Below are 22,415 nucleotides of genomic sequence, written 5' to 3'. Positions count from 1 at the left end.
TGAATTACTTTGCAGGTTATTGATTATATTCAAATAGTGCTGATGTCTATGTACTGTATGATTCATTATTTTTTTCCTAAAAAATCACTATGTATCTTTTTAATTTTATGTTCAATCTCTTCAATTTTTTTATAGTAATCAATTTCCTCATGAAACTTTTCATTTAATTGGATCAATTCCTCTTTAGACAACAAGGGTACTTTTAGTTTTTTGATATCCGTAGTTGAGATTTGAGGCATGGCAACACCTGCAACTAGCTGTTTTAACATGGATTGGGCGAGATCTGATTTTAAATACATATACAACTCAATCGCGTTAAAATGTTTATCATTCTTTAATCGAATCACTTGCATTGCTTGTGAGGCAATAACATGAGTGTAATTGCATAACACAATACCAACTTTTCCAATAGTCCCTTTTGTACTTAAAACAATATCATGTGATTGTAGGGCATAAGTTTCTAACTTGTTCAGTTGCTTGTATAAACGCTTGGTTTTTCCTGTAGGTACTGTCATCCCAGCTCGTGCAACGTCTGAAGGTCCGATTTCTATTACATCAAGACCATTTTCTTCATCTTCATCTTGAAAGAGCTGAGATCTTCTTACGTCTGCGATGCTTTGAAGTTCAACCAGTTTATATCCACTTAACTGTGTTTGTAATGATATAGCTTCTTCAGAAATAATATATCGATCCACAACACATGAATAGCTTTGACTTGCAATAGTGTCATTTGCTACTAAAGCAGTAACACTTTCTAAGGATTTTCTTTCTTCATATAATCTAATGATGGAATCGATATCTTTGAATTCCACTTTTCGACCGTTTCGTTCGATAAATTGATCATCTTTAAGCGATACAAAGAGAACATTCTTATCATCTTTCTGTTTGTTAATTACAATATATGTCGTTTCGATTGACGAACCTGTATCAATATTCGTTGGCAACTGGATTATCCCTTCTAACCAGTTCTGTTCAATTAAATATTTTCTAAATTCCTCATCAGCTCCTGCTCTATAAGTAAAGCCGACCGGCATTAATACAACGGCTTTCTTTTTCGTCTGTGCCAAGATGTGCTCAAAATGTGCAATATTTAGATTGGTTCCTCTTTGGATTTTAAAACGGTTATATGAGTCATCGGATAGGTCCATTTTTGTCTTTTGGTTGAATGGAGGGAACGCAATAACCGTATCAAATTGCTTCAAAAGATGTGATGCTTTTTCCTCACGATAAGTGGGTGCTACCAATGGATTTGATACGTTGTAGACAATATCTTTTTCATCAATTATCTTGATCAGTTCACAGACTAAAGAATTGCTTTTTGCCTCACCTTCTACATAGATTTTTTTGTCTGTATAGTCAGCTATTGTGAAGTCATTTGCAAATGGAGCATAGATGCTTTCAGTAGAATTTCCCAGCAATTTAACTCCAAGTTCCACCACTTGATGGGAAACAGGCTTTTCTTTTCCACTTCCGTAATGGAAAAAGGCATCATTCACGTTTTTTAAATTATCAAAATGTAAGGCAAAGTATATGTGACCTAATGCTTTTACATCCAATTTGTCTAATTGAGTAATTTGTTCAAGAAACAATTGAAATACATTGAACTCTTTTGCTAATAATGTAATAATCTGCTTCAACTTCTTGCTATCTATTTCTTGATTGAAAAAATACTCATATTTGAGTGCTTCATTTTTAATAATCCCATCGTTAGAAAATTTTTTCCAAACTTGCATCAAAAATATATATGCAGTACTTTCATACTGGCTTAGTCCTAAAAGTCTTTCTTGAATAGATAAAAAATGACGAGATTGAAAAAAATTTTCTTGATTCAAAATATGCTCCTAATATTTGTTATGGCTATTTGTATTATAGGTAGTAATCAGTAAGTCATCTTCTATTACAACAGTTACTCCACCTTTATCTTTGATCTTGAGTAAAACCTTTTTTAATTGCTCCATCTCATTGATCATCTCTTGTGCCAGCTTTTTATTAATCGTAAACTTATCCCCGCTGGATGATCCCCATTCAATGACTGTGTCCATCATCTTTCGAGTGATACCTCTTTGTGACATTCTGACCAAGTTATGCTTAGTAGTTACCATCATATGTCCTTTTAGTTTGGTATGTACTATAGATAAAGAGCATTTTAACTAGTTTGAAATATTTTGTCAAGTAGTTTGCTTCAAACTACTTGACAAAACTAGAATATATTACTGTAACGATCCGCTAGTGTAAAGAGGAAAAAAATCTCAACAAAGTGAATATCGATAAGTTGATAGATGCCTACTTCTTCGACGGCAGACTGCCGCTAAAAGGCGACATCACCAATACGCTCAACGTTAAGTCGAAACTGTTCGAACGCAAAAAGATCGTACCGAGGGTGCTAGATAAGATTATGGGCTTTATAGAGAAGTTCTATGACGGTGGAGGGAGTCTTGGTTCTTCTACGGAGAAAGCGGCTAATTCTTCGAATTATGCCAATGCTATTTCCGGCAATGCCATGATGGCGGTGGAAGAAAGTGAAGAGTATATGGAGAAATCACCAAAACAGTAATCTGCTAGTAGATCTCCTTCACCCGCCCTACTTCACCGCTCATGAGACGCACTTTGATGCCGTGCGGGTGCGTGGCGCTTTTGGTGAGGATGTCACGGACGACGCCGTCAGTAAGTCGACCGGTGTCCTGGTCCTGCTTCAAAACGATGGCGACGCTCAATCCGAAGCGTATGTTCTTTCGCTGTCTGGGGTCCGGCATTGTGCTCATATCAGCTTCACTTCGACTTTTTTCCCAAACGCCTTGGCCACACGTTCAAGAAAATCAATCCCGATGTTAACATTGCCGTTTTCAATGCGGGAGATGACCGCCTGTGTCGTTCCGACCTTTTCCGCAAACTGCTTCTGCGTCAGGTCATACTTGATGCGGAGTTTCAGCAGTTGTCTAATGACTTGATAACGAGGTTCAAGCCGGTCCCATTCACGTTTAAACTCTTCATTTTCCAACTGCTCTTTGATCAATGCCTGGAGTTCACTCATGTTTTCATCTCCTTCATGCGCTGTTTGGCAATATCAATCTCTTTTCTGGGTGTCTTCTGCGTCTTTTTCACAAAACCATGTAGTAAGACAAATCGTCTACCGGTGTGTGCAAAATAGATAATCCGGTAGATACCGTTATGATCTTTCGCCCTGACTTCGTACAGTTTCTCTTCCAGATGTTTTACATATGGCTCTCGGATACCTGTACCTAACTGCTCCAAGAAATCCAAATTTCTCAATATAACTGTTTTGGTCTTTTCTTCCAGAGAGAATCCACTCATAAACCGGTTTTGAGCCATTCTCATCTGTAAAAAACACCACTTCCCATTTCATGATTATGCCTTTTAGGATATAAATAATATCTTATTAGATATATTTAGATTGATCACAACATCCCTTCTTCCCGCAGACTCAGAAACCCCTCTTTGGTCAAAATAACATGATCCAGCAGCTCTATCCCCAACAATGTCCCCGCCTCCTTGAGGCGCCGGGTAACCGCGACGTCCTCCCGGCTCGAGGCGAGCTGGCCACCGGGGTGGTTGTGGGCAACGATGATGCCTGCCGCGCGGTCCGCAACGGCGTCCGCGAAGACCTCGCGGGGGTGCACGAGGGACTGGTTGAGGGTCCCGATGGAGACGACGCGCTTCTCGATAAGGTGCGAAGCCCCGTCCAGGGCCAGGGCAATGAAATACTCCTGCTTTTTGGAACCGTATTCGCGCAGCAGTTCGTAGACATCCGCGGCTGACGTTATTTTGACATGCTGCTTGATGAGATAGCGCCGGGAGAGCTCGACGGCGGCGAGGATCTGCGCAGCTTTTGCCTCGCCCATGCCGTGGACGGAAGTAAGATCTTCGAGCGTCAGCGTCTCGAATGAGGCGTCAAAGATGCCTACGATCTCTTTGGAGAGCTTCAGCACATCCTTTCCCGGCACACCGCTGCCGAGCAGCACCGCCATCAGCTCATACGCCTTAAGGGCAGAGGGACCTTTTGCCAGCAGTTTTTCGCGGGGCTTATCACTTTTGTAGAGTTCCTGGAGCTTTTTCATGCAATAATTCTATCGTAATATAACTATATATGTTATATTAAGTTTTAGGGAAACCAAGCCAAGCTTCTGCCTATTGATTAACGTGCTTCAGGGGCTGAAGCTTTGTATTTTCATATTAGCTTCGACACGTTGAAGCGCGTCCAAACAATTGGGGCTTGGCCTTGAGCGTTCCTTATAAGCCATCCCGGAGGCCTATGAGCGATTTGTGAAAGGCCGCTTTTTGCGCTACTTTTTCTAAAAAAGTGGCAAAGAAATATTCCCTTCATTCCTTTCTTTTTACAAAGAAACGAACCCAAAGAAAATCGTCGTGATGTGAATCGCACGTTCCTCCCGTCGTATGGCCTCCGGAACGGCTTATAAGGCACACATCCCGACCTTCTGCCTATTGATTTAAATACGCTTCGGGAACCAAAGCTAACTGAAAAATATTGAGCTTCGACACGTCGAAGCGCGTTCAACTAAATCAAGGATTGGCCTTGAACGCTCCTTATAAGCCATCCCGGAGGCATAAAGCCGGGAGGGATGAGCGTTTCGAGAAAGGCCGCTTTTTGCGCTACTATTTCTAAAAAAGTGGCAAAGAGTTTTTCCTTTTCCTTTCTTTTTACAAAGAAACGAAACCAAAGAAAATCGTCGTTGCGCGAATCGCACGCTGCTCCCGGCTTTATGCCTCCGCAACGGCTTTCAAGGAGCGCAGAACGACAGGTGGCCTATCGATTTGTTGCGCTTCGGGGACCGAAGCTATTATTGAGGATATATAGCTTTGTCGCCACATGAAGCTACATTGTTCGTATTCTCTTCATCAAAGGTCGCTTTTGCGCACTGTTTTTCGCCTTTTCTACAGCATATCCTACCCTGAAACAGCCTAGGAAGGGGGCGTTTCCATTTGCGGGTGCCATTTCCCCTCTTCGGTTATAATGCCTCGACCAATCAAAAGGAGTCCCCATTATGAAACTGATTCCGGTGGCCGCGATGGCGGCAATGATGTTGCTCAGTTCCGGCTGTGTTATGAAGAGTACGCACGAAGCGACGCTGCAGGAGCTGAACCAGACCCGCACGCAGCTCGGTTCCGCGCAGCAGACCATCAAGGAGCAGCGCGACGAGATTGAGCGCAACCAGGCGCAGATCGCCAAGGACCGCGAGGAGATCGCCAAGGGCAAGTCGCAGATCGAGTTCAACAACGTCGAGCTGAGCGAGATGGAGATGCGCAAGCTGCAGCTCCAGCAGGACCTCGAGGCGGCCCGCAAAGAGCTGGGGGCGTCCCGCGAACAGCTTGAGACCATGAAGCAGATCGAGGCCGAGACGCAGAAGCGCAACGAGATCTACGCGCAGTTCGTCAAAGAGCTGCAGAAGATGATCGACGGCGGGCAGCTGACCGTCTCCATCGAGAAGGGGCGCATCGTCATCAACCTCCCCGATGAAGTCCTCTTCGCCAGCGGCAGCGCGACGGTGAACAAGGCGGGCCAGGAGGCGCTGGCGCAGATCGCCAAGGCCCTCGCCGCCTTCCCCGACCGCCGCTTCCAGGTCGAGGGGCACACGGACAACGTGCCCATCAAGAGCGCGCGCTTCCCGAGCAACTGGGAGCTCTCCACCGCGCGCGCCCTTAGCGTCGTGCACCTCATGGTCGACGAGGGCGTCTCCGCCGACAACGTCTCCGCCGCCGGCTTCGGCGAGTTCCACCCGCGCGCGACGAACGAGACGCCGGAGGGGCGCGCCCTCAACCGCCGCATCGAGATCATCATGTTGCCGAACCTGGAGATCCTCTCCAACGAGCTTCCGAAGCTCGCAGAGTAACGCCTCCGCGGGCACACTTTGCCCGCGAACTCCGCGTATCACCTTTTTATCTCCTCCCGAAACGACCTTCTTCATTTAATTTTGCTTTTATTTTTTAGGAGTTATCATGACTCTTGTACGTACGAAAGATCTTTAAAAAGGTACCGCAAAGGAAGCCAATGAATCAAATGAATTTATTGGCGGTTTTGGGTCCATCGTTGCAAGAGGATGCCGCCCCTAATACAGAGTTGGGGTATGGGCTGAAACGCGACGAGGGATCGGGTAAACGAAGTAAGATGCTTTTCTGCAAAAGGTGAAGCCGGGTCGAAGCAGCCAATAGAGCTCGGCGCGCATGACAGTGCAGCGCCACCACATGGGACCGCGGGCGCTTTACCTTTCACAGACAAGATGCCGGGTAACCTCGCTCCAGAGATTGGAACCGTCGCGCCGCTTGAATCGGCTCGCGACACTCACTAGAGGTCATATGCCCCTTCGGGAGTTCGGCATCTTACAAAGGGTGCGCCGTATGCACCGCCTGGGCCAACAAACCGCCCACGGGAGCACAGAGGCTCCCAGCGCTGCCGCGTGAAGCGGGAGCGGCACTTCATAAAAGACTCCCTGTTCCCGCGCTTTTAAAATAGAATGCGATTGGCGCGATGATGGAAGTTCAGTCTGCGACTTTGCCGCGCAGCTTTTTCTTTTCTCCCTGTTTCTTTTTCGACTGCAACCTTTTTTTGACAGAACCCTTCGTCGGTTTCGTTGCAATTCGCTTCTTTTTGGAGACGTTGACGCTTTTGATCAGCTCGACAAGCCGCTCCAGTGCCTCCTCTTTGTTCTGTTCGCGGCTGCGGTGCTGCTGGGACTTGATGACGATGATCCCCTCCTTCGTTATACGGCTGTCCTTGAGGGCCAGCAGGCGCTCTTTGTAAAACTCGGGCAGCGAGGAGGCAGCGATGTCAAAGCGCAGGTGGATGGCCGCGGAGGTCTTGTTGACCTTCTGCCCGCCGGAGCCCTGGGCCCGGATGGACTCGATCTCGATCTCATCCTCGTCCAGGCTCACGTTGTTGGAGATAGTGAGCATCGCTCTTAGAAGGAGGACATCAGGATATTGTAGAGCAGGTAAACGATGATCGCGATGGCGAAGGCGCTGAGAATCCAGGTGCGCTTGTTCGAAGAGAGCGGTTTTTCATAGTCGCTGGATTCATCCAGCTCTGGTTCGCGTTCGTCGAGTTCGGAGAGCGGTTTGTCGGCCATGGTCGTATCCTTTGGTGATCTTTTAGCTTCCATTATAGCAGGAGACTACAACTCTTCATACTCCAGGGTGTAGTGAAGCTCGGGGAAGTGGCGTTCGAGCATCTGTTCCATGGCATCGCGGTACTGGGCGGCACTACGGGCGTCCGGCGAAAGGAAGATCAGGGCGATGTCGGCCTCTTTAGGGTATTCGCCGCTGACGTCCATCACGGAGACATTGAAGGCTTTCAGCCGCTCCTTGATGCCGTTTACGATGCTGCGGCGCCCTTTTAGGGAGTGTGCATAGGGGAGTTCAAAATGAAGATCGCAGTGGCAGATAAGCATTATCACCTTTTTGTATATTTGTAAATTTAAACATCTTTTGTGTGTAAATAGTAACATTATTTTAATATTGCTGCGCTAGAATCCGCGTAACATGAATCGCCGGTGAGAGAGTGATCCCTGTCAGAGGAAAAAAATGAAATCGTTCAAAAAGAGGGTCTGTCCCCAGTGCGGTTCAGAACATGCAAAGCGGCGCAAGCGTACCTTTGTGGAGAAATACCTGCGCTTTAAAAAAAGAAAATACGAGTGTTACGACTGCGGCCGCATCTACTACACCTGACGCCATCTTAATTCCCCCTTCCCGCCATGCACTCCCTTTTACGGAGGCAGGCTATAATGGCGCCATGAAAAAATCGATCCTTATCACCGGCTGCTCCAGCGGCATCGGCCATGCAACGGCCCTGGCGCTTTTCAGGCAGGGTTACGACGTCTTTGCCACGGCGCGCCGCCCCGACGATGTCCTCCGTCTCATCGACGAGGGCCTCAACGCCCACCAGCTCGACGTCACCGACCCCGACAGTATCGACGCGGCCCTGAAGTGGGTGCTGGAGCAGACGGGCGGCACCCTCTATGCCCTCTTCAACAACGCCGGGTACGGCCAGCCCGGCGCCCTCGAGGACGTCCCGACGTTCGCCCTGCGCGAACAGTTCGAGACAAACGTCCTGGGACTGCACGAACTGACGCGCCGCGTCCTCCCCGTCATGCTTACGCAGGGGTACGGGCGCATCCTGCAGCACAGTTCCGTACTGGGGCTCGTTTCACTGCGTTTCCGCGGGGCGTACAACGCCAGCAAATACGCCATCGAGGGGCTCTGCGACACCCTGCGCCTGGAGCTGGAGGGTACGGGCGTCCACGTCGTCACCCTCAATACGGGCCCGATCCGCTCCAAGTTCCGTGACAACGCCATCAAGATGTTCGAGAAGAATATCGACACGGCGCAGAGCCGTTTTGCGGAGGTGTACGACGAAGAGGTCTACAAACGGAAACAGAAAAAAGAGGAGAAGGACCGCTTTACCCGCGATGCGGATGCCGTCATCGAAAAAGTCATCAGGGCCCTGGAAGCAAAACGCCCCGCCCCGCGCTACCACATTACCGGTGCGACACAGCTGCTGGCCCTGTTCAAACGCCTCCTCCCCACCCGGGGACTCGACGCCCTGCTACGCAAGATCCAGTAACCCCTTTTCCAGCGCCGCTTCCGCCTCACGCCGCCCCGCGTCAAAGGCCTCATCGAGTTTCGTGGTATCGAAGATGTTCATCTCCGCACACCCCTGCACTTCCAAATACGCATCGGCAAAATGTTTTGACGCCTCGACGTTCGCCGCCATCATCAGAATGAGGGCACGGTAGGTCGTCTGCATGACGTTTTTCGGCTCCTGCGGCAAGATGGCGTTGACGTTGATGCCCAGGATCGGCAGGCCCAAACCTTTGAGTGCGCGCACCGGCATGTTGTCCATGAATCCGCCGTCGCCGAGGCGCATCCCCTCGTAAGATACAGGGGCGAAGAAGGGGATGAGCGACGAGGAAGCCGCGGCCAGTTTGGCGATGGGGCCGCGGTCGAAATAGCGGATCGTCCCCGCCGTCAGGTCCGTCGCGGCGATGATGCAGGGAATTTGGAGTGCTTCGAGATCGGTCACTGAGAGGTGATGGGAAAGCAGCCGTTCGATCCCCTTGAGAGCGAACACCCCGCCCTGGCGGAAGTGGCGCACAAGGTCGATGCGCCGGAGTTCGCGGTAGATCTCCAGGACCTCCCGCGGGGGACGGCCGTCGCAGAGCAGCACCCCGGCGAGCGCCCCGCCGCTGCTGCCGGCAACGGCACCGATCTCGTAGCCCTGCTGCTGCAGGACCTCGACGACGCCGAGGTGGGCCACGGCGCGTACGCCGCCGCCCGAAAGCGCCAGTGCGATCTTTTTCGGCGAATGCTTTGGCATGGGGTCACCTCTGTTTTTAGCGTTAAGCGCTAAGGATTGAGCGTTAAGGATATCACTTTATTCTCAACGGAAACACTGAGCACATATTGCTTAACGCTTAGCGCTTACTGCTTATGCCCCGCCCTCTGCCGCGGGAAGCTCCTTTTTCAGGTACTCGCCCGTGTAGCTGCCGGTCTCGTCGGCCTTTGATGCCACCGTCTCCGGGTCGCCGACGGCGATGATACGGCCGCCCTTGCTGCCGCCCTCGGGGCCCATGTCGAGGATGTAGTCGGCGTTCTTGACCATGTCGAGGTTGTGCTCGATGACGAGGACGGAGTTGCCCAGCTCGACGAGGTGGTGCAGTACCTGGGTGAGGCGGTCGACGTCGGCGAAGTGGAGGCCCGTCGTCGGTTCGTCGAGGATGTAGAGGGTGTTGCCCGTATCTTTGCGGCTGAGCTCCTTGGAGAGCTTGATGCGCTGCGCCTCCCCGCCCGAGAGGGTGACAGCGTTCTGCCCCAGGGTGATGTAGCCCAGTCCCACGTCATTCAGCGTCTTGAGGATCGCCTTGATCTTCGGGATGGCGTCGAAGAAGGTCAGCGCCTCCTGGACGCTCATGTTGAGGACGTCGGCAATGGATTTGCCCTTGTACTCTATTTCCAGCGTCTGCGGGTTGTAGCGGCTGCCGTGACAGGCGTCGCACTTGACCATGATGTCGGGGAGGAAGTGCATCTCGATCTTGAGCTCCCCTTCCCCCTGGCACTTCTCGCAGCGGCCACCCTTGACGTTGAAGCTGTAGCGGCTGGCGGTGTACCCGCGGATCTGCGAGAGCTTCGTTTTCGCAAAGAGGTTGCGGATCTCGTCCATGAGGCCCGTGTAGGTCGCCGGGTTCGAGCGCGGGGTACGGCCGATGGGGCTCTGGTCGAGGTAGATCACCTTGTCGAGCTGCTCCAGCCCGGTGATCTCGACGCCGGCGACGGTGTGGACCTTGCGCGCGCGGTTGAGAAGCTCCCTTGCTGTCGGCAGCAGGGTCTGCAGGATCAGCGAGCTCTTGCCGCTGCCGCTCACGCCGGTGACGCAGACGAGGTTCTGCAGCGGAATGCGTGCGGAGAGGTCCTCGATATTGTTGATGGTGACGTTCTTGATCTCGATCCACTCTTTCTGCTCGCGGCGGTAGAAGTACTCGATTTTCTTCTTGCCCGTCATGTAGGCCGCCGTCTCCGTCTTCGCTTTCATGAGCTGGTTGAGGGTCCCGGAGAAGACGACCTCACCCCCGAACTGCCCCGCCCCGGGACCGATGTCGATGATGTAGTCGGCATGTTCAATTGTCTCTTTGTCGTGCTCGACGACGATGACCGTGTTGCCCTTCTCCTGCAAGGAGCGCAGGGTGCGGATGAGTTTCAGGGTGTCGCGTTCGTGCAGGCCGATGGAGGGTTCGTCGAGGACGTACATGACCCCCGTCAGGCCGCTGCCGATCTGGCTGGCGATCCGGATGCGCTGCGCCTCGCCCCCGCTGATGGTCCGCGCGTCGCGGCTGAGGGTCAGGTAGCCCAGGCCAACGTCGAAGAGGAAAAAGAGACGCTCTTTGATCTCGTTGAGGATGGGCTGGGCGATCATGCTGTCCTGCTCGCCGAGGAAGGCAAAGGTCTCCTCGGACGTGAACCAGCGGTAGGTCTCTTCGATGGGCATCGAGATGACGCCGCTGATCTTCTGGCCCGCCACGTCGACAGCGAGGCTTTCGCGGCGCAGGCGGTGGCCGCCGCAGACGTTGCACACCTTCTCGCTCATGTAATCCTGGATATCCTTTTCGTCCTTGAACATGTCGTAGGCGATCCGGATGATCCCCGGCCAGATCCGTGTGACGGGGTGGTTCTTCCACTTGAAGGTCACCTCGTTGATGCTGCCGTGTAAAATAGCCTTTTTCTGGTGCTCCTCGAGGTCGCGGAACGGGATCGTGATGTCGATCCCCTCGGTCTCGCATAAGCCTTTGAGGAAGGTGAAGTAGTACCCCTTGTTGAACCCGTAGACGATCTTGACCGCCCCCTTCTCGATGGAGAGGTCCCCGTCGATGATCTTGTCATGGTCCAGGGCGTAGCGGATGCCGAGACCGTCACACTCGGGACAGGCCCCCTTGGGGGAGTTGAAGGAGAAGCTGAGCGGCTCGAGGGGTTCGAAGCTCACCTTGCAGTCGAAACAGGCGTTGTGCTCGCTGTAGTGGATGATGTTCGCGGTCAGGTCCATCTCGGTATGGTTCATGATCTCGACCTCGACCTCGCCGTAGCTCTCCTTGAGCGCCTTTTCGACGTCCTGGGCGATACGGTCGCGGTTCTCTTCCTTGATGACGACGCGGTCGATGACGACCTTGATGGTGTGCTTCTTCGTCTTGGAGAGTTCGATCTCCTCGTCCAGGCGCACCATGACGCCGTCGACCATCGCCCGTACGAACCCTTTGTGGCGCAACCCCTCGATCAGGTCGGCGAAGGTCCCCTTCTTCTCGCGGATCAGCGGGGCGAGGATGACGGCCTTGGAGCCTTCGGGGAGTTTCTGCACCTGGTCGATGATGTCCGCGGCGGACATCTGCGAGATCTCCTTGCCGCAGAGGTGGCAGTGCTGCACGCCGATGCGGGCAAAGAGGAGGCGGAGGTAGTCGTAGATCTCCGTGATGGTACCGACGGTCGAACGGGGGTTCTTCGAGGTCGTCTTCTGGTCAATGGCGATGGCGGGGGTCAGGCCGTCGATCTTGTCGACGTCTGGCTTGCCGATACGGTCGAGGAACTGGCGGGCGTAGCTGGAGAGGCTCTCGATGTAGCGGCGCTGCCCCTCGGCGTAGAGGGTGTCAAACGCAAGCGTCGATTTGCCCGAGCCCGAAAGGCCCGTACAGACGACGAGCTTGTTCTTGGGCACCTCGAGCGAGATATCCTTGAGGTTGTGTTCCCGCGCGCCCGTGATCGTAATCTTATCCATGCTTTACCACCAATCTGTAGAAGAAGTATCCGATGACCACCAGGTAGAAGGCGATCATCAGGAGTTTGTGCTGTTTGACGGGGACGACGTGCTTGAGCCAGATCCCGCCGAAGACGCCCGCCATCGAGGCGATCCCGATGATGACGCCGTGATAGTAGTCGACATACCCCCCTGCCGAGAGGCTCACGAGCCCGGAGATGGAGGAGAAGACGACGAAGAAAAGGCCGGCGGAGATGGCGTTTTTGAGCGGCACATGCAAGAAGCCTGCCAGGATCGGTACGAGGAGGATGGAGCCCCCGACCCCGATGGAGATGGAGAAGGCCCCCAGCAGCAGACCGATGACGAAGAGCAGCGCCGGATGAACCTTTTTGATCTCCGTCTCATGCTCAACGGTCTTAAAAAAGAGACGCCCCAGCGCAAAGAGGACGAAGCCCATAAAGATCCACTCGAGCGTCCGCCCCGAAAGCGCACTGACAATAAACGAGCTTCCCAGCGCACCCACGGCGCCGCCGATGCCGATGGCCAGGACCATCTTTACATCCAGGGTCCCCTTTTTCAGGTTCAGATAGCTGCCGTAGATGGAGCTGAAGACCATCTGGACGACGGAGATACCGACGGCGCTCTTCATGTCAAAGCCGATAAAGAGCAGTGCCGGGACCAGGATCGTCCCGCCGCCGATGCCGAAAAAGCCCGACAGCGCGCCGACGCCGATACCCAAAAATATAAGTTCGATAATCTCTGCCATCTGCCACCCCGTGTGTTAATTCGCGCGATTATACAGGAGGCTCGGTAAAGTGGGGGTTACGTCTGTAAAGGAGTTCGCAGAGCCAATCTGCAGTGAAGCGACGGCAGCGCGCCGCCGGAAGGGGTGCGTTACTGCACGGTAAGGTTGAGATCGCTCGCTTGGACAGCCGCGTCGACGATGAGGCGGAGGTCCCCGAAGACGACTTCGGCCAGCGTACTGTACTCGATGACCTCCTCCTTGGTGATGTCGCCGGCGGCGTACGCCCGCTCCACCGCCCCTTCGAACATCGTGCCGAACATGAAATTCGGGTTGAGAAAGCTGATGACCATCGTTTTGTTCGACTCGTCCGTCTCGTCGATATAGGCCGCGATCTCGCACGGCAGCGCCGTGATGTACTCGTTGCCGAGCTTCGTCGCCTTGGTCGCGTATTTCGGCGAACACGCCTCGACGACCTGGACCCCCGGGATGGCCAGCGGTTCCGGACGGCCGCTGCGCCAGGCGGAGCCGCTGGAGAGGCCAGGGACGTTCAGGTCGGCCGTGGCGATATCGGTCCCCAGTTTGGCGATAATCTCCGCGGCCAGCGTGCGGTCGTCCCCCGGGACGAATGCGGCGCCGTCTTGGCGCTCGTATTTGTAGACGAGATAAGGCGTCGTGAAGGAGAGCTCCTCCATCCCCGTCTTGTCAAAGACCGGGCCCATTTTCAGGTGCGACTCCGCCGGGCTCCGGTCGGCAAGGGCCGCCAGGACGATGCCGCGGATCTCGCGCTTGACATCGGATGCCACCCCTTCGAGTACGCCGTCCGTGTCGTTGATATCCGTAAAAAAGATGGAGAAGATCGCATCGGCGTTGAGCATGTCGATATAGATGTTCTCCCCGTCGCTGTGGACGGAGACTTCGCACGGCAGCGCAGGCCCGTGGAAACGCCCCGTCGCCATCGCCTTGGTCGCATACGCGCTGTTGCAGAGTTCGACGACCCGGCTCTTGCCGCCGATGGCGGGGATGGGCAGCAGGTCGGTCGTATTGTACTCCTCTCCGAGCTTGGGGTTGGCCCCGGCGACGATCCAGTTTGTCGGGTAGCCGAGTGCAGTACTCTCATCCGTCGTATCGACGTAGGATGCGATCTGATCCGCCACCGTCAGTACATCGGCCCAGGTGCCGGGGATGACCGCGACGCGCTCATAGGGGGTGATCGTTTCCGCAGTGTTCTCATCCGAACCGCAGCCGACAAATCCCAGCGCCATCAGGGTACCGAGTGCCGCAGGGGCAAGCCATTTCTTACAGGTCATCATTACTTCTCCTTATTTCGTAGCCTTACGAATATAGGGAAAATTTTAATGCGACGCGATGAAAAAAACATGACGGAACCGCGCTGCTTTTTTCATGATTTTTTCAGACGGGGTCATCCCCGCTCAAGCGGGCACTGCTCCTCCTGCGCATCGAAAGTGATCACGGTCGTGAAGGTGCCGTCGTGCAGACGGGTCTCGTAGCGGTAGCCCAGCTTGTCGGAGAGCCGGTCGATCATCTTCGAACCGATATGCGAACTGAAAAGCGTCTCGTCGCTCTTGGAGCCGACCTCGTTGACGATCTCGAGGCGCCGCCGCTCGGGATCGACGGTCGTACGGATCACGGAGTGGTTCTTCGTATGCATGAAGATATTCTCGAAAACGGCCTGCATCACCTTCTGCATTGCGGCTTTGTGGATATGGAGGGTGAAATCCTGCTCGAAATTCGTCACAATGGTCAGCCCCTTCTTCTCCAATATCGGCTGGAAGGCCTGCTGCATCGCCTTACACTGCTCCTGCATCGGGACGTCCTCCCTCGCCTCGCGCATATCCCACTCGATCTCCTTGAGAAAGATGAGTTCCTTGAGCTTGCTGCTGATCGTTGCGATATCGGCTTCGCTCTCGCCGACGAAGCGCGCTTTGGGGTAAGCGTCATCCTCGGAAAAGAGCGACAGGCGCGCTTTGAGCACCGCGATGGGGGCTTTGATCTCGTGCGCGGCCTCCTTGAAGATATTCTGTTTCTCCCGGCAGAGCGACCGGTTTGCATGCTGCAGGTCAATGATCGCGTTTTTGAGTTCGTTCACTTCCGTCGAACCGCTGCAGACCGGTGACGCCTGTTCATCCACGGCACTCATACGGCAGAACCGCACCAGGCAGCGCAGCGGATGGAGCAGCCGCGTCAGGAAGAGCGAGAAAACCAGCACGAACAGCAGCAGGATCGCTCCGAACACCACTGCCAGGTGCATCGCCAGGTCACGGGTCTTCTGTTCGATCCGCACCGTATTCGAGTGGACCTTCAGGTAGCGCCCGTCAGGCAGCACGGCAACAATGGAAACCTCTTCCGGCGGCGGCATGCTGTCGCCGATGTCGAAGGTCAGATCATCGAAGAGGGCAACGAAGGGCGCACTGTGATACGCTTCAAGAAGATGGAAATTCTGCCGAATCGTTTTGGCATCGTTCGTATAGAGCCGGTGGCGTACCACATCCTCGGCAAGGACTTTCAGCGAGAGGCGGAGGTTACTTTTGAGCTCGGCATGATAGCGGTAGACGACGTAGCTCCCCAGCAGCGTAAATGTAATGACGCTGCTGAGCAGAAAAAAGGAGATCACCAGCTGCTGCAGGCTTTTAGGCCTTTTCAATCACGTACCCCCGCGTTTTGACGGTCTTGATGATCCCTTCGGGGAGTTTTTTGCGGAGATTCTTCACCGTCGCGTCGATCGTGTTGGAGGCGATGTTCTGCGGGTTGATATAAAGCGCGTCGAGCAGTTCGTCCTTGGAGATGATCTGCCCCTGCTTTGAGAGCAGGTAGAAGAAGAGATCGTTCTCCTTGCGGCTGAGCAGAATCTCCTCCTCCGCACTCCGGACCGAACGCCCAAGCGTGTCACATGTGAGGCCGCTTACTTCCACGCTGGGCAGCCCCTGGTTGCGGCGCGCCAGGGCGTGGATACGCGCCAGCAGCTCCGCGTTGTCGAAGGGTTTGTCGAGGTAGTCGTCCGCGCCGAGGTTGAGGCCGGCGATCTTGTCCGCGATGGTGTCGTAGGCACTGATGACGATCACCCCCGTCTCGCTACTGTGCTGCTTGATCTTTGCAATCAGCGACATGCCGACGTCGACGCCGTTGATGTTACGGTCAAGCAGGACGACGCTGTACCGATAGCGCTCGATATAAGCCACGGCTTCGCCCAGCTCTGAAACGGCGTCAATACGGAAATGGCGGGAGAGATAACCGCCGACCAGTTCGGCCAGGACGGTATCGTCTTCAAGCATCAGGATTCGCATATACAGTGCTCCTCACGTTTGCGAAGAGTGTAGCATGCAAGTGTTAGCGGAGTGTTAGGGGAAGGACGGCAGCGTGCCGCTTAGTCGTAGGCACAGGCGATCGGTGCCGTCTCCGTCGCCTCGCCGACATAGCGGCTCTCTTTGAAGAAGCCGTCGATGAGGCTCCTAAACGCCGCGACGTCATCGATACGGTTGACGCCGTCGCGCAGGGCGGAGGCTCCGGCATAGCCTTTGGAGTAGGTGTGGATATGCTTTCGAAACATCGGCACGCCACGCGGCCCGTAGAAGTCGATCATCCGGTCATAATGCTCCATGATGATCTCGTAGCGGATCATGGGGTCGATCGTCGCGCTGCCGGTTTTGAGCTGGTGGAAGATCCACGGTGCCCCGACGGCACCGCGGCCGATCATCACGCCGTCGGCTTTCGTGTGTTCGAGGACCCACTGCGCCTTTTCATAGCTGTCGATGTCCCCGTTGGCGATAACGGGGATGGAGACAGCCTGCTTGATCTCGGCAATGGCGTCATAATCGACCTCCGCCTTGAACTTGCCGGCACGGGTGCGGCCGTGGACCGCCAGGAAATCCGCCCCGCTCTCTTCGACCAGTTTCGCGATCTCGAGGTGGTTCTTTTCCGCGAAGCCCAGCCGTATTTTGACGGAGGTAAGCGGCTTGTTCGACGTCGTTTTGATCGTCTCGATGATGCGGCCCATCTGCGGCAGGTCCTTGAGCAGGGAGCTGCCAGACCCGTGGCTGACGACCTTGGGAACGGGGCAGCCGCAGTTGAGGTCGATGATGTCGATGTCATCCTGTGCGTTGAGGATCTCGACGGCGCGGCGGACGATCTCCGTGTCGGCCCCGGCGATCTGGACCGAATAGGGGTCCTCGTTGGGGCTGCGCTCGAGCATCTTGAAGGTCTTCTGCGAGCCGTAGGCCAATGCATTGGAGCTGAGCATCTCGCTGACGGTCAGGTCCGCGCCGAACTTTTTGACGACGCTGCGAAACGGCAGGTCCGTGTAGCCCGCCAGGGGTGCGAGGACATATAGAGGTTTGGAAAAATCAAGAATGTCTTTTAAAATCATGCGCGTATTTTAGCAAAAAACGGGGAGATTAGAGGGACACCCTGAGTGGTACGCGGAAGATGTGAACCTTTAAGCACGGTTTACCTGTGCGCGGGCCTGCTGCCGAAGCAAACCCAGTGTTAACGTAGGTAGCCGGGCTTCGCTCGGCTGCCGTACAAGTTCCGAAGGCCTGTCAGGCCTTCGGAGAATAGTTCTGCAGCATCATGTTCGCGAAACGTTTCACGTCGTAATGCTTGTTGCACGCTTTCAGGTCAGCGTAGGCTTTGAAGAGGACATACTCGTTCTCTGCGGTCATGTGCAGCAGCTCTTTGGCGCGGTCGACCATTTCGAGGTCGAAGAGTGTAAAGAGGTAACCGTCGAGCGCTTTTTCGTCATTGTCGGAGAGCAGCTCGCAGACGGCGATGCGCTGCTCGGGGAGCATATGCTCGCCCATAACGACGCCGAGGTAGAGATAATCCAGCGAAGAGAGCCCCTCGATGCGGGTAATGAAATCCACGACCGTCGCATTGGGGACGGAAAGGGTGTTCTCCTCCGCATTGATACGGTTCACGATGGACAGCGCCGCTTTGAACGTCATGAACGCGCGGTATTTCTCGAGTACATGCAGCGGTGCGAAGACGCTGAGCTGCTCGAAGGCCAGCGCATGGATCGCCGCATCGTAACGTTCCGGTTTGGAGAGGACCGTTTCCGCCTCGAGTTTGCCCTCGCTGAGCTGGTTGATCTGGTTCTGGCGGACCAGCGGGTTCTCGCTGGGCAGGTTGAAACGCTTGAGATCGGCGCTCTCGCCTTTTTCGATCGCAAGGATCGCCTGGACGATGGCGGCGAGCTTGGGGTGGTCGAGTCCGTCGAGTTCCGCTTCGGGGAGCATACGCGTATGGTCGGCGATCTCGCCCATCAGTGCATAGCGCTCCGTTTTGAACACGTGCTGGCGCGCCTCTTTCTGCAAGAAGGCATCCGCCACCGCGTCGAGCAGGTGGGCATAATCCTTCTCATACTTGCGCAGGCGCACGCTGCCGACAACGGAGTAGAAGAGCATGTGGACGAGGGTCCCGGCATACAGCAGCAGCATCGCCAGCGCCACCCAGACGGCAGCCGGGAGTGAAGGGAGCATAATGCCCATCAGCTCGATGTGTATGCTCTCTTTTGAAACGAACCCGTAGACGAACCAGCCGATTACGAAGATCAGCAGCAGTGCGGCGATACTGTAGCGTTTAATATACATGCGTCCCCCTTACTTTGCGTTGTTCTTCTCGGCAATCTCCCTGCAGTCAATGCAAAAACGCGCATGCGGCTTTACTTTGAGACGCGCAAAACTGATCGGTTCCTCGCACATTTCGCAGATACCGTAGGTGCCGGCAGTGATCTTGCTCAGCGCCAGTTCGATCTCGAGCAGTTCCGTTCCCTGCTGGGTCCCGATCGCGGTATCGACCATGTTTTCGTTACTGATGGCGGCGTAGTCGCCCTCATCATTCATCTCAATGTCACTCAGACCGTTCAATTCCGCTTCAACGCCGGAAATGTTCTTCATGATCTGCGCTTTGCGGGCACGCAGGATCTCCTCGAAATATGAGAGTTCACTGTTTTGCACGGGTGTCCTTATTTGTGGTAGGGGTGGTTGTTCAGGATCGTGAATCCGCGGTAGATCTGTTCCAGCAGGACCGCCTTGGCGATCTTGTGGCTCATCGTCAGCGGCGACAGGCTGATCACCTTGTCGCAGCGCCGAAGAAACGCGTCTTCGAATCCGAACGCCCCTCCGATATAAAATTGCACCGACATTTTATCACTAAGGAGCTTACTGAATTCGAAACTGTCGATTAATTTTCCATCAGGATGCAACGCAATCGAATATCCACGGTTCAAATAGGGCTCAAGACTCTCCGTATAGGCCTGTTTTGCGGCCTCTTCGCCGATGGTGTGTGCTTTGGTGACGTTTTTGCCGAAAATTTCGACGTCATTGACGTTGGCGAAGCGCGAGCTCATCTTTATAAGTTCTTTGTATAAAGGGTCGTAAATCGACCGCTCCTTCTTTGCAATGGAGTAGAGGGTCACTTCCATCGTAAAGCCTCCCGCACGATCGCGCTTCCCATGACCCGCATCCGGGCATGGGCGAAACGGTCATCAAGCCCTACCCCGCCGATGGCCGCTACCGGGTGAACGGAGGCCGAAGCCAGCATGTCCAGGTCCTCGCCCAGGACCGCCGCGTCCGTCTTGGTCCCCGTCGCCCGGAAGGCTCCCAGCCCGATATAATCGATCCCAAGGCCGTTGGCCGCCGCGATCTCTTCGGCATTGTGGGTCGAGAGGCCGATGGCGCAGGCACTGCCCACTTCCCCGCGCAGGGCAGCGCACGCCGCAGCGGCATCCTCCCCGAAACCGCGCAGATCGTCCTGGCCCACATGGACCCCGTCGCACAGCGCATGAAGCTGCCAGCGGTCGTTGATGATCAGCATCCCGTCCCAAAGGCCCCGAAGCCGTTCCAGGTTCGCTTTTACCGTCTCGGTATCGGAATCCTTGTTACGGTACTGGATCACGGCAACGTCCAACCGACGGCAGGCGTCAACAAAGGGTTCCAGGGCAAGGGCGTGGGAGTCGAGCAACGCCTGGTCGCACAGAGCGTAGATGGCGTTGGACGGGAGGGTGGAAAAAAAGGTCTCTATCTCACTGCGCGTCATGGTCGGCCGATGAGGGCAGCATCATGCGCAGCAGGTCCGCGATGGTCGCTTTGAGCTCGTTGCGGTTGACGACCATATCGATGGAGCCGTGCTCCAGCAGGAATTCCGAACGCTGGAACCCCTCCGGCAGGTCCGAACCGATCGTCTGTTTGATGACACGCTGACCGGCGAAACCGATCAGTGATCCCGGTTCGGCGATGATGACGTCGCCCAGGGTCGCAAACGAGGCGCTGACCCCGCCCATCGTCGGGTCGGTCAGTACGGAGATGAAAGGGAGCTTGTGCTCGCCCAGGCGCGCCAGGGCCGCGGAGGTCTTGCTCATCTGCATCAAGGAGTAGGTACTCTCCTGCATGCGCGCCCCGCCCGAGGCGCTGACGATGACGACGCCCTGCTTCTTCTCGATGGCGCGGTGGATGGCACGCGTGATCTTCTCCCCCTCGACGGACCCCAGCGATCCCCCCATAAAGGCGAAATCGAAAACGCAGAGCTGTACGTTCACACCGTTCATCTTACACTCGCCGCTGACGACGGAGGAGCGGCGTCCCGTCTTCTTCTCTCCCTCTTCGAGGCGCTTGACGTAGCTCTTTTTGTCCACGAACTTCAGCGGGTCGATCGGCGCGAGTTCGGCATCGAACTCGACAAAGCTTCCTTCGTCGGCGAGCAGCGCAATGCGCTTGTCGACGTTGATACGCATGTGGTGGCCGCACTTGGGACAGACGTAGTTCTGGTTCTCAACCTCTTTATAGTACATCAGGGAGTTGCATGAGGGGCATTTTACCCAGTGTGCCGGTGCCTCGCTCTTGGTAGGCTGCTGTCGGGACGTGCCGCCGAAAAGGTTGAAAAGGTTCATCACGTATCCTTCGGGGTTCGGAAATAGTTTTGATTGATTGGGGGAATTGTAGCGAAAAAGTGCCCAGACTTCCCCTAAACGCTTAGGGGAAGCGGCATGGAAACGGCGCCGAAACGCGCAATTATTTCAGCAGGCTTTTGACGATGGAGCGCGCCGCTTCACGGCCGTCGTAGACGGCGTTGACAACGAGGTCGGCCCCGCGGTAGCAGTCGCCGCCGGCATAGATGCCCGCCGTGGAGGTCTGGTGGTTGTCGTCGATGACGATCCCGCCCCAGGCGTTGGTCTCGATGCCGTTCTCCGCCAGGAAGGACGGTACCGACGGATCAAAACCGAGCGCGAGGATGACGACGTCGGCATTGACCGTAAAGTCGCTGCCCTTGACCTCTTCCATGCGCTGGCGGCCGCTCTCGTCCTTGGCACCCAGAACGGTTTTCACCATCTCGACGCCGACGGCGCGGCCGTTCTCGTCGACCAGGATCTGCTTCGGTGAGGCCTGGAACTGGAAGTCCACCCCCTCTTCCATCGCGTTTTTGTACTCTTTCTGGCTGCCCGGCATGTTGTAGGCGTCACGGCGGTAGAGGCACTTGACGCTGCGCGCGCCCTCGCGCTTGGCGGTACGGACACAGTCCATCGCCGTATCCCCGCCCCCGATGACAACGACGTCGAGGTCTTTGAACTCGAACTGCTTGTCGTAGGCGCGTTTGAAGTTCTTCTTCTGGATCGCGGTCAGGTACTGCATCGCCATATAGACGTTCGGCGCTTTCTCGCCGGTGATACGCGCGGTTTTGCCCTTCGTCGCGCCGATGCCGATAAAGATGGCATCGTGACCGTCAACGATCTCTTCGAACGTCACGTCTTTGCCGACTTCGCAGTCGAGGACGAGTTTCATCCCCGCTTCTTCGAGCAGCTTGACGCGGCGGTCGACGATCTTCTTGTCGAGCTTGAAGTTCGGGATCCCGTAGGTCATCAGTCCGCCGGCGCGGTCGGCACGTTCGTACATCGTGACGGCGATCCCGGAGCGCAGCAGGTAGGTGGCAGCCGAAAGGCCGGCAGGACCGGAACCGATGATCGCCACTTTCTTGTCCGTCGTAATCCCCGGGAACTGCGGTTTGAGTCCCGCTTTGAAACCCTCTTCGTTGATGAACGCCTCGACCGCACCGATCGTAATGGCGCCGTGGCCGTCATTGAGGGTACAGTCACCCTCGCACAGGCGGTCCTGCGGGCAGACGCGCCCCATGACCTCCGGAAAAGGCGACGGCTCGTTGGAGAGTTTGAAGGCAAACTCCAGGTCGTTCTCCGCGACGGCTTTGAGCCACTGCGGAATATAGTTGTGCAGCGGGCACTTGTTCAGACAGTAGGGGTCCCCGCACTGGACACAGCGGTCGCTCTGCGCGCCGGCCTCGTTTTTGGAAAATACTTCGTAGATCTCTTTAAAGTCTTTGACACGGTCGACAACCAGGCGTTTACTGGGATCGATCCGGCCGATGGTCAAAAATTCTCTCATT

Annotated in this window: 26 protein-coding genes; 4 read left to right on the top strand and 22 right to left on the bottom strand. The window is 55.0% G+C overall.

Annotation, left to right across the window (positions count from 1 at the left end; genetic code table 11):
• Positions 1 to 65 precede the first annotated feature (65 nt).
• A complete protein-coding gene (locus WCX49_RS05700) occupies positions 66 to 1,832 on the bottom strand; it encodes an N-6 DNA methylase (RefSeq protein WP_345986616.1) in 1,767 nt (588 codons plus the stop codon).
• A 9-nt stretch (positions 1,833 to 1,841) separates the two neighbouring features.
• Entirely contained in the window at positions 1,842 to 2,102 is a 261-nt protein-coding gene (locus tag WCX49_RS05695) for a hypothetical protein (protein WP_345986615.1), read from the bottom strand.
• 155 nt (positions 2,103 to 2,257) lie between these two features.
• Here WCX49_RS05695 and WCX49_RS05690 point away from each other — a divergent pair, with 155 nt between their 5' ends.
• Positions 2,258 to 2,554, top strand: a complete 297-nt coding sequence (locus WCX49_RS05690; protein WP_345986614.1) for a hypothetical protein — start codon at positions 2,258 to 2,260, stop codon at positions 2,552 to 2,554.
• Between the two features lie 4 nt (positions 2,555 to 2,558).
• Here WCX49_RS05690 and WCX49_RS05685 read toward each other — a convergent pair whose 3' ends face one another.
• From WCX49_RS05685 to radC, 4 genes are all read right to left on the bottom strand, one after another.
• Positions 2,559 to 2,753, bottom strand: a complete 195-nt coding sequence (locus tag WCX49_RS05685) for a YwbE family protein (protein ID WP_345986791.1) — start codon at positions 2,751 to 2,753, stop codon at positions 2,559 to 2,561.
• 5 nt (positions 2,754 to 2,758) lie between these two features.
• Positions 2,759 to 3,031 (bottom strand): helix-turn-helix transcriptional regulator, encoded by a 273-nt coding sequence (locus WCX49_RS05680; RefSeq protein WP_345986613.1) that lies wholly within the window; start codon positions 3,029 to 3,031, stop codon positions 2,759 to 2,761.
• Positions 3,028 to 3,330 (bottom strand): type II toxin-antitoxin system RelE/ParE family toxin, encoded by a 303-nt coding sequence (locus WCX49_RS05675; protein ID WP_345986612.1) that lies wholly within the window; start codon positions 3,328 to 3,330, stop codon positions 3,028 to 3,030. Before WCX49_RS05675 ends, WCX49_RS05680 begins: the two co-directional genes overlap by 4 nt.
• An 86-nt stretch (positions 3,331 to 3,416) precedes the next feature.
• On the bottom strand, positions 3,417 to 4,076 hold the full coding sequence (radC, locus tag WCX49_RS05670) for a DNA repair protein RadC (protein ID WP_345986611.1): 660 nt from the start codon (positions 4,074 to 4,076) through the stop codon (positions 3,417 to 3,419).
• Between the two features lie 945 nt (positions 4,077 to 5,021).
• On the opposite strand from radC, the gene WCX49_RS05665 reads away from it, so the two are divergent.
• Positions 5,022 to 5,867, top strand: coding sequence for an OmpA family protein (locus WCX49_RS05665; protein WP_345986610.1), 846 nt, complete (start codon positions 5,022 to 5,024; stop codon positions 5,865 to 5,867).
• 646 nt (positions 5,868 to 6,513) lie between these two features.
• Here the strand turns inward: WCX49_RS05665 and arfB are convergent.
• From arfB to WCX49_RS05650, 3 genes are read right to left on the bottom strand one after another with little or no spacing between them, the layout of a single operon-like run.
• Positions 6,514 to 6,927, bottom strand: coding sequence for an alternative ribosome rescue aminoacyl-tRNA hydrolase ArfB (gene arfB / locus WCX49_RS05660; protein ID WP_345986609.1), 414 nt, complete (start codon positions 6,925 to 6,927; stop codon positions 6,514 to 6,516).
• A gap of 5 nt (positions 6,928 to 6,932) precedes the next feature.
• On the bottom strand, positions 6,933 to 7,100 hold the full coding sequence (locus tag WCX49_RS05655) for a hypothetical protein (RefSeq protein WP_231021079.1): 168 nt from the start codon (positions 7,098 to 7,100) through the stop codon (positions 6,933 to 6,935).
• Positions 7,101 to 7,145: 45 nt separating this feature from the next.
• Positions 7,146 to 7,421, bottom strand: coding sequence for a DUF503 domain-containing protein (locus WCX49_RS05650; RefSeq protein WP_345986790.1), 276 nt, complete (start codon positions 7,419 to 7,421; stop codon positions 7,146 to 7,148).
• A 133-nt stretch (positions 7,422 to 7,554) separates the two neighbouring features.
• Here WCX49_RS05650 and WCX49_RS05645 point away from each other — a divergent pair, with 133 nt between their 5' ends.
• Entirely contained in the window at positions 7,555 to 7,698 is a 144-nt protein-coding gene (locus WCX49_RS05645; protein ID WP_345986608.1) for a hypothetical protein, read from the top strand.
• Positions 7,699 to 7,762: 64 nt separating this feature from the next.
• A complete protein-coding gene (locus WCX49_RS05640) occupies positions 7,763 to 8,593 on the top strand; it encodes an SDR family NAD(P)-dependent oxidoreductase (protein ID WP_345986607.1) in 831 nt (276 codons plus the stop codon).
• Here WCX49_RS05640 and WCX49_RS05635 read toward each other — a convergent pair.
• The 13 genes from WCX49_RS05635 to WCX49_RS05575 form a co-directional block, all read right to left on the bottom strand.
• The gene (locus tag WCX49_RS05635; protein WP_345986606.1) at positions 8,576 to 9,346 is read right to left on the bottom strand and encodes a patatin-like phospholipase family protein; all 771 of its coding nucleotides are present in this window, start codon (positions 9,344 to 9,346) and stop codon (positions 8,576 to 8,578) included. The two genes, WCX49_RS05640 and WCX49_RS05635, sit on opposite strands and share 18 nt — an antisense overlap.
• Before the next feature lie 111 nt (positions 9,347 to 9,457).
• Complete coding sequence (gene uvrA / locus WCX49_RS05630; RefSeq protein ID WP_345986605.1) at positions 9,458 to 12,286, bottom strand: excinuclease ABC subunit UvrA; 2,829 nt, start codon at positions 12,284 to 12,286, stop codon at positions 9,458 to 9,460.
• A complete protein-coding gene (locus tag WCX49_RS05625) occupies positions 12,279 to 13,031 on the bottom strand; it encodes a sulfite exporter TauE/SafE family protein (protein ID WP_345986604.1) in 753 nt (250 codons plus the stop codon). The genes uvrA and WCX49_RS05625 overlap by 8 nt, the downstream gene beginning before the upstream one ends.
• 128 nt (positions 13,032 to 13,159) lie before the next feature.
• Positions 13,160 to 14,320: a DUF302 domain-containing protein gene (locus tag WCX49_RS05620; protein ID WP_345986603.1), complete on the bottom strand. Its 1,161-nt coding sequence runs from the start codon at positions 14,318 to 14,320 to the stop codon at positions 13,160 to 13,162.
• A gap of 110 nt (positions 14,321 to 14,430) precedes the next feature.
• On the bottom strand, positions 14,431 to 15,672 hold the full coding sequence (locus tag WCX49_RS05615) for a HAMP domain-containing sensor histidine kinase (protein WP_345986602.1): 1,242 nt from the start codon (positions 15,670 to 15,672) through the stop codon (positions 14,431 to 14,433).
• A complete protein-coding gene (locus WCX49_RS05610; RefSeq protein WP_345986601.1) occupies positions 15,659 to 16,312 on the bottom strand; it encodes a response regulator transcription factor in 654 nt (217 codons plus the stop codon). The genes WCX49_RS05615 and WCX49_RS05610 overlap by 14 nt, the downstream gene beginning before the upstream one ends.
• An 80-nt stretch (positions 16,313 to 16,392) precedes the next feature.
• Positions 16,393 to 17,391, bottom strand: a complete 999-nt coding sequence (gene dusB / locus WCX49_RS05605; RefSeq protein WP_345986600.1) for a tRNA dihydrouridine synthase DusB — start codon at positions 17,389 to 17,391, stop codon at positions 16,393 to 16,395.
• Positions 17,392 to 17,563: 172 nt separating this feature from the next.
• Positions 17,564 to 18,613, bottom strand: coding sequence for a hypothetical protein (locus WCX49_RS05600; protein WP_345986599.1), 1,050 nt, complete (start codon positions 18,611 to 18,613; stop codon positions 17,564 to 17,566).
• Positions 18,614 to 18,622: 9 nt separating this feature from the next.
• Positions 18,623 to 18,979 (bottom strand): RNA polymerase-binding protein DksA, encoded by a 357-nt coding sequence (dksA, locus tag WCX49_RS05595; protein ID WP_345986598.1) that lies wholly within the window; start codon positions 18,977 to 18,979, stop codon positions 18,623 to 18,625.
• Between the two features lie 8 nt (positions 18,980 to 18,987).
• Positions 18,988 to 19,446 carry a 23S rRNA (pseudouridine(1915)-N(3))-methyltransferase RlmH gene (locus WCX49_RS05590; protein ID WP_345986597.1) on the bottom strand — a complete coding sequence of 153 codons (459 nt, stop codon included), beginning with the start codon at positions 19,444 to 19,446 and terminating at the stop codon, positions 18,988 to 18,990.
• Positions 19,437 to 20,060 carry a thiamine phosphate synthase gene (locus WCX49_RS05585; RefSeq protein WP_345986596.1) on the bottom strand — a complete coding sequence of 208 codons (624 nt, stop codon included), beginning with the start codon at positions 20,058 to 20,060 and terminating at the stop codon, positions 19,437 to 19,439. The genes WCX49_RS05590 and WCX49_RS05585 overlap by 10 nt, the downstream gene beginning before the upstream one ends.
• Positions 20,047 to 20,910: an acetyl-CoA carboxylase, carboxyltransferase subunit beta gene (gene accD / locus WCX49_RS05580; protein ID WP_345986595.1), complete on the bottom strand. Its 864-nt coding sequence runs from the start codon at positions 20,908 to 20,910 to the stop codon at positions 20,047 to 20,049. Before accD ends, WCX49_RS05585 begins: the two co-directional genes overlap by 14 nt.
• Positions 20,911 to 21,031: 121 nt before the next feature.
• Positions 21,032 to 22,414 carry a glutamate synthase subunit beta gene (locus WCX49_RS05575; protein WP_345986594.1) on the bottom strand — a complete coding sequence of 461 codons (1,383 nt, stop codon included), beginning with the start codon at positions 22,412 to 22,414 and terminating at the stop codon, positions 21,032 to 21,034.
• Between the last annotated feature and the right edge of the window lies 1 nt (position 22,415).

The organism is Sulfurimonas sp. HSL-1656, from assembly GCF_039645585.1.
GTDB lineage: Bacteria > Campylobacterota > Campylobacteria > Campylobacterales > Sulfurimonadaceae > Thiomicrolovo > Thiomicrolovo subterrani.
This window is presented reverse-complemented; position numbering and strand designations above follow the sequence as displayed.